Here is a 12965-nt window from a genome sequence, read left to right on the forward strand (position 1 = left end):
GATGGCACGTTTCTTTATCGATCGCCCGATCCTTGCCTGGGTCTTTGCGATCTTCATCTCCATCGCCGGCCTGATCGCGCTGCCCTTCCTGCCGGTCGCCCAATATCCGAAGGTCGCGCCGCCGCAACTCAGCATCACCACCAGCTATCCCGGCGCGTCGCCGCAAGATATCTATCAGGGCGTCACCCGCCAGATCGAGGAAGAGCTGAACGGGGTCGAGCACCTTTCCTATTTCGAGTCGACCTCCGATACATCGGGCGCGATGACGATCACTGCGACTTTTGCGGCAGGCACCGATATCGATCAGGCCTCAGTTGACGTTCAGAACGCCATCCGCCGTGTCGAGCCGCGGTTGCCGCAGTCTGTCAAGGATCAGGGCATCACGGTCGAGGAGGCGTCGTCCGGCTTCCTGATGTTCATCTCGCTGACCTCGACAGACGGCAAGACCGATGAGGTGGCGCTCGGCGACTATCTCAACCGGAACGTCATCGGCGAGCTGCGCCGTCTCGAAGGCGTCGGTCGCGCGCAGTTGTTTGCCTCGCAGCGGGCGATGCGTATCTGGATCGATCCCGACAAGATGGTCGGCCTCAACCTCACCGCCTCCGACATCAGCGCGGCGATTTCGGCGCAGAATGCCCAGGTGGCGGCGGGCCAGATCGGCGCCGCACCCAATCCGATCTCGCAGGACCTGACGGCGACGGTGCTGGTCAAGGGACAGTTGACCGACACCAAGGAGTTCGGAGACATCGTGCTGCGCGCCAATGCCGACGGATCGAACGTCAGGCTGCGCGATGTCGCGCGCATCGAAGAGGGCAGCGAGAGCTACAGCTTTTCCACCCGCTTGAACGGACAGCCGAGTGCGGCGATCGCCATCCAGCTGTCGTCGACAGGCAATGCCGTCAATACCTCCAATCTGGTCAAGGCGAAGATGGAGGAGCTATCGCGCTTCTTCCCGGCGGGCGTCGAATATGCGGTTCCCTACGACACCAGCCCGTTCGTCTCGGCATCGATCGAGAAGGTGGCGCATACGCTCGCAGAAGCCGTCGCACTCGTCTTCGTCGTCATGCTCATCTTCCTGCAGAGCTTCCGCTACACCATCATTCCAACGCTCGTCGTGCCGGTCGCGCTGCTTGGGACGCTTGCTGTCATGTATGCCGCCGGCTTCTCGATCAACGTGCTGACGATGTTTGCGATGGTGCTGGCCATCGGCATTCTCGTCGACGACGCCATCGTGGTGGTGGAAAACGTCGAGCGGCTGATGGCGGTGGAAGGGCTGTCGCCAAAGGAGGCGACCAAGAAGGCGATGCGACAGATCACCGGCGCGATCCTCGGCATCACGCTGGTTCTTTCCTGCGTCTTCGTGCCTATGGCGTTCTTCCCGGGCTCGACCGGCATCATCTACCGCCAGTTCAGCCTGACCATGGTTGTCTCCATCCTGTTTTCGGCCTTCCTGGCGCTGTCGCTGACACCGGCGCTCTGCGCCACCTTCCTGAAACCGATCAAGGGCCATCATGAAAAGAAGGGCATCGCCGGCTGGTTCAACCGCAATTTCGACCGGCTGACCGGCCGCTACGCCCGCACCGTCGGGGGATTGGCCAAGCGCTCCTGGCGGGCCATGGCCGTCTATCTCGCGCTGGTCGTGGGCCTCGGCTATCTCTTCGTCAACCTGCCGAGCAGCTTCGTGCCGGATGAGGACCAGGGATTCCTGATCGTTGACGTGCAGGGACCGCCGGAGGCGAGCCGCAACCGCACCGTGGCTTCGCTCGAAAGCATCGAGGCGATCTTCAGGAAGGAACCGGCCGTTGCCAACGTCGTCGCGATCCAGGGCTTCAGCTTCTCCGGGCAGGGACCGAACGCCGCCCTGGTGTTTGTCACGCTCAAGGACTGGGCCGAACGCGGCGCCGGCAATTCGGTGCAGGAGATCTCCAACCGCGCCAATATGCAGCTGTTTGGGCTGAAGGATGCCACGTCCTTCGCGCTGTCGCCGCCGCCGATCGAAGGTTTCGGCACGACCAATGGCTTCACCTTCCGCCTTCAGGATCGTGGGGCGAAGGGCCAGGCGACACTGACCGAGGCGGCGGGCATTCTGATCGGCAAGGCATCTGAGAATCCCATCATCGCCGGTATCCGCCCGGAAGGCATGCCCGACTCGGCCCAACTCGTGCTGGTCATCGACCGCGAAAAGGCAAATACCTTCGGCGTCGCCTTCGCCGACATCAACAGCACGATCACCGCCAATCTCGGTTCGAGCTATGTCAACGACTTCCCGAATTCGGGCCGCATGCAGCGCGTCATCGTGCAGGCGCAGGACAAGAGCAGACTTCAGGCCGAAGACCTGATGAAGCTCAATGTCCGCAATGCGAGCGGCGGCATGGTGCCGCTGTCGTCCTTCGCCATCGCCGAATGGCAGAAGGGACCGGCGCAGATCGTCGGCTATAACGGCTACCCCGCCGTGCGCATTTCCGGCGCTCCGGCGCCGGGATATTCATCGGGCGCGGCGATTGCCGAAATGGAGCGGCTGGCAGCCGAACTTCCCGACGGCTTCGGCTTCGAATGGACCGGCCAGTCGCTGGAGGAGCTCAGATCTGGATCGCAGGCGCCGTTCCTGTTCGGCCTCAGCATTCTTTTCGTCTTCCTGCTGCTGTCGGGGCTTTACGAAAGCTGGTCGATCCCGCTGTCGGTGATGCTGGTCGTGCCGCTCGGCGTCATCGGCTGCGTGCTCGCGGTGATGAGCCGCGACATGTCCAACGACATCTACTTCAAGGTCGGCCTGATCGCGATCATCGGATTGTCGGCGAAGAACGCCATCTTGATCGTCGAATTCGCCAAGGACGGCTTTGCCGAAGGGAAATCGCTGATGGAGGCTGCGATCGAAGGCGCTCGTCTGCGCTTCCGGCCGATCATCATGACTTCGCTCGCCTTCACCTTGGGCGTGGTGCCGCTGGCGATCGCCACCGGGCCAAGCGCGGCCAGCCAGAATGCCATCGGCACCGGCGTGCTTGGCGGCATGATCTCGGCGACGGTGCTGGCGATCTTCTTCGTTCCCGTCTTCTTCGTCTTCGTGCTGCGTCTCCTGAGGACGAAACGGCCGGAGGCGATGAACGAGGAAGCCTCGACCGCGCAGGAGCCGGCAACCATGACGTCACCGAGCTGACGCGACGTCACCGCCTGAACCGACGAGTTGGCGGGTTGCCTTGCGCAAACCGCCACACACCTTCGCACCGGGCCGTTCATTTCTTGGCTGTGTTGCTAGCCGCCGAGCTTCGGCGTGATCGTCACGTCGGCGCCATAGGCATCGCGCAGTTCGCCTTCCTGTCCCGGCTGCCGATCGACCGCCTGATGCAGCAGGATCGACTCGTATCCTTGCGAGCGCGTCCCCTCGATCAAGGTGATATCGGCATTTCCGGGATTGTCGGAGCGCTCGAACCACTCGACGGGGCGGTGCAGGAAGTTCATTTCCACCGCCCGGTTGGTGACGCCATGGCCGACGATCACGACGTTGTGGTCGCTATTTTCGGCGTCGTGCATGACGGTCTGCAGGAACAGGCGCACCCGCTGGGCCACATCCGCCCGGCTCTCGCCATCCGGCGGCCGCGCGTAGAATTTGCCGCTGTTGCTGCGCAGCCTTGCCCATTTTTCGAACTCATCGGGAAACTTCTGCTTCTGTTCGGCATGATCATAGATCTCGGTGAAGAGACCGAAATCTTGCTCGCGCAGCAGATAATCCTCCCTGATGTCACCGACGACGCTTTCCGGCAGGGCTGCAAGCAGCGCATCCTTGCTCTGCCGCGTCCTGAGAAAGGGCGAGTACCAGATGTGCAGCTTGCCGAAACCGGCGCTCGGCAACGCCGTGACATAGGAGGCGATCACGCTGCCTGCCTCCAGCGCCTGCCGATAGCCCCACTGCGTCAGCGGCACGTTATGATCGCCGAATTGGCGATAGGCCTGTTCATTGATGTTGCCGAGGGATTCGCCGTGGCGAACGAGAAAGATACGCATCAGCCATCCCGCATTGTCGGATATGAATCGCTGTCATCATGAACGCCCTGAATGCGCAGGGCAACATGGCTGGCGGGCCGCGCGGCGACGGACACTCTGCCAGCGCAGCGACGGACATTCTGCCAGCGCGGCGGCGGACAATCTGCCCGCGCGGCGACGGGCATTCTGCCCGCGGGGGATGAGCGGTTTGCAGCGCTTTTCCACATCTTGTCATCATCCTGAAACACGAGTCTGGTTTTGGAAGGTTAGATGAAAGATGGGGACATGAGCGGCAGCTCGTGAAAGACATGATGGAACCCAGACATTTCCGCACGCTCTTCATTTCCGATGTCCACCTCGGCTCGAAGGCCGCGAAGGCCGACTTCCTCTTGGATTTCCTGCGCCACCACGAAGCCGATACGATCGTGCTCGTCGGCGACATCGTCGACGGCTGGCGTCTGAAGCGCAGCTGGTATTGGCCACAGGTCTGCAATGACGTCGTTCAGAAACTGCTGCGCAAGGCGCGCAAGGGCACCCGCGTCGTCTATATTCCCGGCAATCACGACGAATTCCTGCGAGACTTCCCGGGCATGCATTTCGGTGGCATCGAGGTCGTCGAGCGCATGATGCATGACGGCGCCGACGGCAAGAAATACCTGATCCTGCACGGCGACGAATTCGACGTCGTCGTCCGCAACGCCCGGCTGCTCGCCTATCTCGGCGACTGGGCTTACGATACGGCGATCCGCATCAACATTCTCCTGGCGGCGGTGCGCCGCCGGCTCGGCATGCCCTACTGGTCGTTCTCGGCCTGGGCCAAGCTGCAGGTCAAGCATGCCGTCAACTTCATCGGTGAATTCGAGCGCGTCGTGGCTGAAGAAGCCCGCAAAAACGGCGCCGACGGCGTGATCTGCGGACATATCCATCATGCCATCATTCAGGACATGGACGGCATCCGCTACATCAACACCGGCGATTGGGTGGAAAGCTGCACGGCGGTCGCCGAGCACGAGGACGGTACGTTCGAACTGATCACCTGGCGGGCGCTCGCCAGCAGCGTGCCGGCGCTTGCCGCCATCGAAATGCATGACGAGGGCGAACTCGCCCCCCAAGCTGCCTGATTTTGGCGGCCTGATTTTTGTGCTGGCACATCCGTGCCCGCGCTCCCAAGAATTTAGCCGTTACCGTCAGGTGACAGGCCCTATTTATTTTCTAAAACGTTTCAGAACGGCTATTTCTCACAATAGTCGCCTCCAGGGTGGCGTGTTAGGACAACGTCCAGTTTCCTTCAGGTCCGCCCATGATTCCCGCTCAACATTCCCCGACGGGTGAGGGAGCGCCGCCGCGCTTCCGGCTGCTCAGCGCGCTTTCCTATTGTGCGCCGCTGCTCGTCAACGGCATCGTTCTGCCGTTCTTTCCCGTCTGGCTCGCAACCCACAGCTTCAGCGATCACGAGATCGGCATCATCCTTGCCATACCGATGGTGGTTCGCGTGTTGGTGGCGCCTGTCGTCGCCATGATCGCCGATCGCTTGAAGGAACGCGCCGACGTCTTGCTCTGGTCTGGCTGCCTGTCGCTGCTGACGGCGATTGCGCTCTTCTGGACGACGACCTTCTGGCCTGTGACGATCGTCTATGCGCTGCAGGGCGCCACTTTCGCGCCCTATGTACCCGTCGTCGAATCGATCGTCATCTCGGGCGTGCGCCGTTGGGGGCTCGATTACGGATCGATGCGCGTGTGGGGCTCTATCGCCTTCATCGTCTCGACGTTGGTCGGTGGCCAGTTGATCAGCCGGTGGGGCGGCGAGATGGTGCTTGATATCATGGTGTTCGGCTTCATCATGACCGTCGTCATGGCGATCTTCTGTCCGCGCATCGGGCCGACGCGGCGGCGCGGCCAGCCGATCAACATTCCGGCCGCCACCGGCAGCGGGTTGCGCGAGCCGCATCTGCTGCTGCTTCTGATCGGCGTCGCCATCCAGCAGTCGAGCCACGCTGTGCTCAACGCTTTTTCCTCGATCTACTGGCATCAACTCGGCTTCTCCGGCACGCAAGTCGGCCTACTCTGGAGCGCCGGCGTCGCTTCGGAGGTAACGGTGTTTTTCCTGTCGAAACGTCTCAACCGGCGCTTCAACGCCTGGACGCTGATCCGCTTCGGCTGCGCCGTCAGCGTCTGCCGCTGGATCCTGTTTCCGATGAATACGGGCTTTGTCGGTTTCTTTCTGCTGCAGTGTTTCCACGGCTTCACCTATGCCTTCGTGCATACCGGTGTGCAGCGGCGGATCATGGCGACGGTGCAGGAAACACAGGAATCATCGGCGCAGGGCGCCTATTTCTTCTATGTCGGCATGGCGATGGCGCTGATGACGTTGACGTCGGGTTATCTCTATTCCTGGCTCGGTGTCGTCAGCTATTACGTCATGGCGCTGGTCGCGCTCTCCGGCCTCGGCCTCGTCATCTCAGCCTATTATCTTCAGCCCCAGAGGGTGCTTTCCGGCGGAAAGACCAGGGAAGCGGCGTAGCGCAGGCCGGGCTCGCGGTCGCGTGCAAGCAGCAACGGACCATCGAGATCGACGAAATCGGCAGTCTGGGCGAGCAGCACGGCCGGCGCCATGGCAAGCGAGGTGCCGACCATGCAGCCGATCATGATGCCGAATCCAAGCCGTTCGGCCTCGGCCTTCATTGCCAGGGCCTCCGTCAGGCCGCCGGTCTTGTCGAGCTTGATGTTGATCGCGTCATAGCGGTCGGCGAGGCTTGCGAGATCGCCGGTGTGGTGGACGCTCTCGTCGGCGCAGACGAGGAGCGGGCGGCGGATTTCGGCAAGCATCCCATCGCGGCCAGCCGGCAGCGGCTGTTCGACGAGCGCCACCCCCGCTTGCGCCGCGATATTGAGGTGGCGTTCGAGCACCGCTTCCGGCCAGCCCTCATTGGCGTCAAGGACGATTTTGGAATCGGGTGCGGCCGCGCGGACGGCGCGGATGCGGCTTTCATCATCGCCGGTTCCGACCTTGACCTTGAGCAGTGCGCGGCCGGCATGTTCGCGCGCCTGGGCGGCCATCACCTCCGGCTCACCGAGCGAGATGGTGTAGGCGGTGGTGAGCGGCTTCAGATCGGCAAGGCCGAGACGGACGGCGACGCTTTCACCCGTTCGTTTCGCTTCCAGGTCCCAGAGGGCGCAATCGACGGCGTTGCGCGCAGCGCCCGGCGGCATCGCCGACAGCAGGTCGCTGCGCGAAATGCCTGCCTCGACCAGCGGACGCGCGGCCTCGATCTGGGCGAAAACGCTCTCCATGGTCTCGCCATAGCGGCGATAGGGCACGCATTCGCCAAGCCCCCGGGCACCGTCTTCGGCGAGTGTACAGGTGATGACATCGGCCTCGGTCTTGGCGCCGCGCGAGATGGTGAAAGTCCCGGCAATCGGAAAGGAATTCATCTGGATATCGAGGGTGCGCGGCATTATTGCTGTCCTGCGAGCATGGAAATTGCACGTTGCTTCTGTATATTGACGCGCCGGTCGTCGAACGGTCCGTTCGCGATTCGCGGCAAGTTGCTGTAAGCCTTGAAAGACATAAGTATCTTGAACGCCGAGAATCGCAACGCTGCCTCGCTTGACGTGGACGACCAGGCCGATGGTTCGGGGCAGCATGTGCGTCTCAGAGGCAATTGGCGCAGCGCCTATATTCATTTCGTGCTGCGCGACTTCGAAAAGCTCCTTCATCAGAAGGCCGGCGACCTGACTGTCGACCTCTCGCATATTTCGGATATCGATACCGCCGGAATCTGGCTGCTGTGCCGGCTGAAGAAGGAAGAGGAGGCGGCTGGACGGACGGTTCGCTTCGAAGGCACCAATCAGCATATCGACGAAATGCTGGCGATGTTTTCCGAGGAGCCGGCCAAACCCGAGCCGGAGCAGCAGGAGAAGGTCTCGCTCGTCGCGCGCATCTTCGCGCCCGTGGGCAAGATGACCTACGAGGTCTGGGACAATTTCGCCGCCGCCATGTATATCCTCGGCTCGGCGGTGCGTGGTGCGCAGATGAAATTCGGGCGCGGCAGCGGCGTTTCGCCGGCCTCGATCGTCAACCAGATCGACCATATGGGCGTTCGCGCCGTTCCGATCATCCTCCTGATGTCGTTTCTGATCGGGGCGATCATCGCCCAGCAGGGCGCCTTCCAGCTGCGCTACTTCGGCGCCGAGGTTTTCGTCGTCGATCTCGTCGGCATTCTGCAATTGCGCGAAATCGGCGTGCTTCTCACCTCGATCATGATCGCCGGCCGTTCGGGCAGCGCGATCACCGCCGAAATCGGCTCGATGAAGATGCGCGAAGAGATCGACGCGCTGAAGGTGATGGGGCTGAACCCGATCGGTGTGCTGATCTTCCCGCGTCTGGTGGCGCTGACCATCGCGCTGCCGCTTCTGACGGTGCTGGCGAATTTCGCGTCGCTCGCCGGTGCGGCTGCGGTCGCCTGGGGTTATTCCGGCATCACCTTCGCCAATTTCCTGGCGCGTCTGCACGAGGCGGTGACGCTGTCGACGGTGCTCTCAGGCATGATCAAGGCGCCGTTCATGGCACTCGTCATCGGCATTGTCGCCGCCGTCGAAGGGCTGAAGGTCGGCGGCAGCGCGGAATCGCTCGGCCAGCACGTAACGGCCGCGGTGGTGAAGGCGATTTTCGTCGTCATCCTGATGGACGGGTTATTTGCGATGTTCTATGCAGCGATCAACTTCTAGCATGGCGAGCCCCGTGAACGAGCAACCGATCGAAAGCGAAGGACAGGGCAGGGATGTCGTGCTCTCGGCGCGCGACGTCACCGTCGGCTTCGGCTCCAAAGTGGTGCTCGACAATCTGAACCTCGATATCTATCGCGGCGAGATTCTCGGATTCGTTGGCGCGTCGGGCACCGGCAAATCCGTGCTGATGCGCACCGTGCTCCGGCTGCTGCCGCGCCGCTCCGGCACAATCAAGATCCTTGGCCAGGATTTCGACGAACTCGACGAACCCCAGCGCAACGCGCTCGATATGCGGCTTGGCGTACTATTCCAGCAGGGTGCGCTGTTTTCGTCGCTGACGGTCAAGGAAAATATCCAGGTGCCGATGCGCGAATATCTCGATCTGCCGCGCTCGCTGATGGACGAATTGGCGCATCTGAAGATCCGTATGGTCGGGCTTGCCGCTGACGCCGCCGACAAATACCCGTCCGAACTCTCCGGCGGCATGATTAAGCGCGCCGCCCTTGCCCGCGCGCTGGCGCTCGATCCGGAACTCGTCTTCCTGGACGAACCGACCTCGGGTCTCGACCCGATCGGCGCTGCCGAATTCGATGAACTGATCGCCAACCTGCGCGATAGTCTGGGACTGACCGTATATATGGTAACGCATGACCTCGACAGCCTGTTTTCGGTCTGCGACCGTATTGCCGTGCTCGGAAAGAAGCGGGTAATGGTGGAAGGCACGATCGACGACATGCTGGCCTATGACGATCCGTGGGTGCAGGCCTATTTCAAGGGTAAGCGGGCGCGGTCGATCGTGCCGCGGGACAATGGCGTGCGGCACGGCAGCAGCGGGAAGTGACCGGATAAGATGGAAACCAAAGCCAATTACACGATTGTCGGTTTTTTCACGGTGCTGGTGATCGCGGCTGCCTTCGGCTTCGTCTACTGGATGGCGGAGTATGGCCGTGGCGGCCCGATGACGGAACTGATCGTTCGGATTCCAGGATCGGCGAACGGCCTTAGTGTCGGCTCGCCGGTGCGCTTCAACGGCATCCAGATCGGCTCGGTGCAGACACTGTCGATCGATGCCGACGATCCGCAATATTCGCTGGCCTTCACCCAGGTGCGCACCGATGCGCCGATCTACCCGTCCACCAAGGCCGCCCTTGAAATCCAGGGCTTGACCGGGGCCGCCTATATCGAACTCTCAGGCGGCCGCAAGGGCGAGGAAAGCATCCTCCAGCATGCGATCGACAATAACAAACGCGCCGTCATCGTCGCCGACCAGTCAAGCGTCACCAATCTTCTGGCGACCGCAGACAAGATCCTCGATCGCGCCAACGACGCGGTCGGCGAACTTCAGGGTTTCATCGAGGATTCGCGCGGGCCGCTGACCGAGACTTTTAAGAATGCCGAGACTTTCTCGGACGCGCTTGCCAAGAATTCCGGCAATATCGACTCCTTCCTGCAGAGCGTCGGCCAGCTTTCGGAGACGGTGAAGGCGGTTTCCGGCCGCGTCGACTCGACGCTCAAGGCCGTCGAAGAGCTGGTCAAGGCGGTCGATGCGCAGAAGATCGACAACATCGTTTCCAATGCCGAGAAGCTCACCGCCAATGTTGCCGATGCCTCGGGCGACCTCAAGGGTGCGATCCAGAAGTTCGACCAGACTGCCACCACCTTCAACGATTTCGGCAAGCAGGCGCAGGCCACACTCGACCGCGTCGATACGCTCGTCGCCCAGATCGACCCGGCAAAGGTGAAGGGTTCCGTCGACGACATCGCGCAAGCGACCAAGGATGCGCGCACCGCCGTTGCCTCGATTCGCGATGTCGCCAACACGGTTTCATCGCGGCAGAAGGATATCGACCAGACGATCCAGGACGTCTCGCAGCTCGCCAATAAGCTGAATTCGGCCTCGACCCGCATCGACGGCATTCTCATCAAAGTCGATGCCCTGCTTGGAACCGACAATACGCAATCGCTGTTCACTGAAGCGCGCGATACGCTGGAATCCTTCAAGAAGGTGGCCGACAACCTGAATTCGCGCATCGGCCCGATCGCCGACAATCTGCAGAAATTTTCGAGTGGCGGCTTGCGCGACGTGCAGACTCTCGTCAACGACATGCGCGGAACCGTGAACAATCTGAACGATACGATCACCAACTTCGACCGCAATCCGCAGCGCCTGATCTTCGGCGGGGACACGGTCAAGCAATATGACGGCCGGACGCGGCGTTAACTGGGAAGTCAGGGGTAGCCTAATATGGTCGCATCGCATCTGTTGTCGCGCCGTTCGTGGATCAAGGGAACGGTGATCGCGCTGCCGCTGACGGCGCTGATCCTTTCGGGGTGCGGCACCGCGGCCAAGAACGATACCTATGACCTGTCCGCCGCCGTCGACGGCGACGGGCCTGCGGCCAAATCCCGCCAGGTCCTGATCGCCAGCCCGACGGCGCTGCGGGCGCTCGACAGCGAGCAGATCGTCATCCGTGTTTCGTCTTCGGAAATTCAGTATCTCTCGCGGGCGCAGTGGGGCGACAAGCTGCCGCGCATTGTACAGTCGAAGCTGGTGGAAGCTTTCGAGAACTCCGGCAAGCTCGGCGGCGTTGGCATGCCGGGGCAGGGGCTGGCGATCGACTACCAGGTCGTCACCGATATCCGCTCCTTCGAGATCGATGCGTCGAGCGGCAATCAGGCTGTGGTCGAAATCTCGGCCAAGATCCTCAACGACCGCAACGGCTCGGTGCGCGCCCAGAAGGTGTTCCGCGCCACGGCACCGGCCGGCGGCGACAATGTCGGCTTCGTCAAGGGTCTCGACCGCGCCTTCTCCACGGTTGTCTCCGAGATCGTCAGCTGGACGCTGCGCTCAATCTGAGATGGCGTGTCGCGACCGCTGCGTCGACATCAAGGGTTGCTGATTCTGAAGAATATTTGGCCTCATGAGTTTGGGGCCGCCATCGTATTCAATTTCTTCATGAATTTGTGGAACGCATCATGTTATCGCTATCAGGAGGCATGCTGCATGGTGGTCGCACGCGTATTCGGAAAGTCGTCGTCGGAAGCGATTCAGCGCGAAAATGCTCGGTTGGCTGCGCTGCAGCAGCTCGACCTTCTCGATACGCCGAGGGACGAAGGCTTCGAGCGGATCGTACGCCTGATAAAGCAGATATTTTCCATCGAGATCGGCATCGTATCCCTGATCGATGCGCATCGGCAGTGGTACAAGGCATGCTCCGGCCTTTCGGCCGACGAGGTATCGCTCGAAGACACGTTTTGCCGCTGCGTTGTGGACTGTGACGAGCCTGTTATCGTGCAGGATGCCACGAAGGATGCCCGCTTTTCGAAGCATCCTGCAGTGACAGGCGAAGACCATATCCGCTTTTATGCCGGCGTGCCGCTGAGAACAAAAGCCGGGCACATGATCGGGACGGTATGCGCCATCGACCGTCGGCCAAGATCGTTCGGCAACACAGACCTTAGCATCCTCCAGGAGCTGGCGGGGGCGGCTATGGACCGCATCGAGCTCATGCAATCGGCCGCCACCGACAGCCTCACTGAGACGATGACACGGCGTGCCTTCAAGCAGGAGGCCGATCAGCTGATTTCGCTCGCTCTGCGGCATAAGCATGACCTCTCGTGCATCGTCTTCGATATCGATCATTTCAAGCAGGTGAACGATACGCATGGGCATGCCGCAGGCGACGAGGTTCTCAAGGCGGTGGCAGCGGTCTGCAGGACGGCACTCCGAGCCGGTGATCTTTTCGGCCGTCTTGGAGGCGAGGAGTTTGGCGTTATCCTGCCGCATGTCGACCGGGAAGGTGCACTCGCCGTCGCCGAGAAACTCAGAGCCGCCATCGCCTCTGAGATCATTCGCGGCGATCACGGCGCCCTGACCGTTACGGCCAGCTTCGGAACGTCGGCGCTTTCGATCGTCAGCAAGGAAATCGAGACCCTGCTGGCCCAAGCCGATGCCGCGATGTATCAAGCCAAGCACAGCGGACGGAATCGTTGCGTGTCGTGGAGTTCCATCCACGCCGATCACGCCATCGGCGCGCGACGGCGGGTGCTGAAGGCGGGTTCGATCCTGTTCAACGATCGACGCTCGACCATCGACTGCACCGTCAAGTCCATCGGTTCGGAGAGCGCCGGCATTTCGGTCTCCAATACGTCAGGCATTCCGCCGGAATTCATCCTTGCCATCAAAGGCGAAGGCTTCGAAACGAATTGCAGGGTGATCGCCCAAGACCGGCAACACCTGGAGGTGGCTTTCAGATAAG

The 12965-nt window shown here is 61.6% G+C and carries 10 protein-coding genes; 8 read left to right on the top strand and 2 right to left on the bottom strand.

Annotated elements, in window-relative coordinates:
* The first annotated feature begins 1 nt into the window (after nt 1).
* Complete coding sequence (locus tag ACMUVN_RS05310) at nt 2-3154, top strand: efflux RND transporter permease subunit (protein ID WP_063474991.1); 3153 nt, start codon at nt 2-4, stop codon at nt 3152-3154.
* A gap of 95 nt (nt 3155-3249) precedes the next feature.
* On the opposite strand, the gene ACMUVN_RS05315 is transcribed toward ACMUVN_RS05310, so the two are convergent.
* On the bottom strand, nt 3250-3999 hold the full coding sequence (locus tag ACMUVN_RS05315; protein ID WP_047610072.1) for a histidine phosphatase family protein: 750 nt from the start codon (nt 3997-3999) through the stop codon (nt 3250-3252).
* Between the two features lie 287 nt (nt 4000-4286).
* On the opposite strand from ACMUVN_RS05315, the gene ACMUVN_RS05320 reads away from it, so the two are divergent.
* Together ACMUVN_RS05320 and ACMUVN_RS05325 are read left to right on the top strand one after the other, a co-directional pair.
* Complete coding sequence (locus ACMUVN_RS05320; RefSeq protein WP_063474988.1) at nt 4287-5099, top strand: UDP-2,3-diacylglucosamine diphosphatase; 813 nt, start codon at nt 4287-4289, stop codon at nt 5097-5099.
* A gap of 179 nt (nt 5100-5278) precedes the next feature.
* Entirely contained in the window at nt 5279-6499 is a 1221-nt protein-coding gene (locus ACMUVN_RS05325) for an MFS transporter (RefSeq protein ID WP_063474987.1), read from the top strand.
* Here ACMUVN_RS05325 and dgcA read toward each other — a convergent pair.
* Nucleotides 6451-7434, bottom strand: coding sequence for an N-acetyl-D-Glu racemase DgcA (dgcA, locus tag ACMUVN_RS05330; RefSeq protein ID WP_132571936.1), 984 nt, complete (start codon nt 7432-7434; stop codon nt 6451-6453). The genes ACMUVN_RS05325 and dgcA overlap by 49 nt on opposite strands.
* Before the next feature lie 102 nt (nt 7435-7536).
* On the opposite strand from dgcA, the gene ACMUVN_RS05335 reads away from it, so the two are divergent.
* The 5 genes from ACMUVN_RS05335 (at nt 7537) to ACMUVN_RS05355 (ending at nt 12964) form a co-directional block, all read left to right on the top strand.
* Entirely contained in the window at nt 7537-8706 is a 1170-nt protein-coding gene (locus tag ACMUVN_RS05335; protein ID WP_174824470.1) for an ABC transporter permease, read from the top strand.
* A gap of 1 nt (nt 8707) precedes the next feature.
* Complete coding sequence (locus tag ACMUVN_RS05340; RefSeq protein ID WP_132571933.1) at nt 8708-9547, top strand: ABC transporter ATP-binding protein; 840 nt, start codon at nt 8708-8710, stop codon at nt 9545-9547.
* 9 nt (nt 9548-9556) lie between these two features.
* Nucleotides 9557-10927: an MlaD family protein gene (locus ACMUVN_RS05345; protein ID WP_047613957.1), complete on the top strand. Its 1371-nt coding sequence runs from the start codon at nt 9557-9559 to the stop codon at nt 10925-10927.
* 24 nt (nt 10928-10951) lie between these two features.
* Nucleotides 10952-11563, top strand: a complete 612-nt coding sequence (locus ACMUVN_RS05350) for an ABC-type transport auxiliary lipoprotein family protein (protein WP_047610060.1) — start codon at nt 10952-10954, stop codon at nt 11561-11563.
* Nucleotides 11564-11710: 147 nt separating this feature from the next.
* Entirely contained in the window at nt 11711-12964 is a 1254-nt protein-coding gene (locus tag ACMUVN_RS05355; RefSeq protein WP_063475197.1) for a sensor domain-containing diguanylate cyclase, read from the top strand.
* Nucleotide 12965 lies beyond the last annotated feature (1 nt).

Source organism: Rhizobium sp. IY2 (genome assembly GCF_047532935.1).
GTDB lineage: Bacteria > Pseudomonadota > Alphaproteobacteria > Rhizobiales > Rhizobiaceae > Rhizobium > Rhizobium anhuiense.

Coding starts and splice junctions, on each gene's coding strand:
- dgcA (WP_132571936.1), bottom strand. CDS start 7,434: ATGCCGCGCACCCTCGATATCCAGATGAATTCCTTTCCGATTGCCGGG.
- ACMUVN_RS05315 (WP_047610072.1), bottom strand. CDS start 3,999: ATGCGTATCTTTCTCGTTCGCCACGGCGAATCCCTCGGCAACATCAAT.
- ACMUVN_RS05340 (WP_132571933.1), top strand. CDS start 8,708: ATGGCGAGCCCCGTGAACGAGCAACCGATCGAAAGCGAAGGACAGGGC.
- ACMUVN_RS05320 (WP_063474988.1), top strand. CDS start 4,287: ATGATGGAACCCAGACATTTCCGCACGCTCTTCATTTCCGATGTCCAC.
- ACMUVN_RS05310 (WP_063474991.1), top strand. CDS start 2: ATGGCACGTTTCTTTATCGATCGCCCGATCCTTGCCTGGGTCTTTGCG.
- ACMUVN_RS05355 (WP_063475197.1), top strand. CDS start 11,711: ATGGTGGTCGCACGCGTATTCGGAAAGTCGTCGTCGGAAGCGATTCAG.
- ACMUVN_RS05350 (WP_047610060.1), top strand. CDS start 10,952: ATGGTCGCATCGCATCTGTTGTCGCGCCGTTCGTGGATCAAGGGAACG.
- ACMUVN_RS05325 (WP_063474987.1), top strand. CDS start 5,279: ATGATTCCCGCTCAACATTCCCCGACGGGTGAGGGAGCGCCGCCGCGC.
- ACMUVN_RS05345 (WP_047613957.1), top strand. CDS start 9,557: ATGGAAACCAAAGCCAATTACACGATTGTCGGTTTTTTCACGGTGCTG.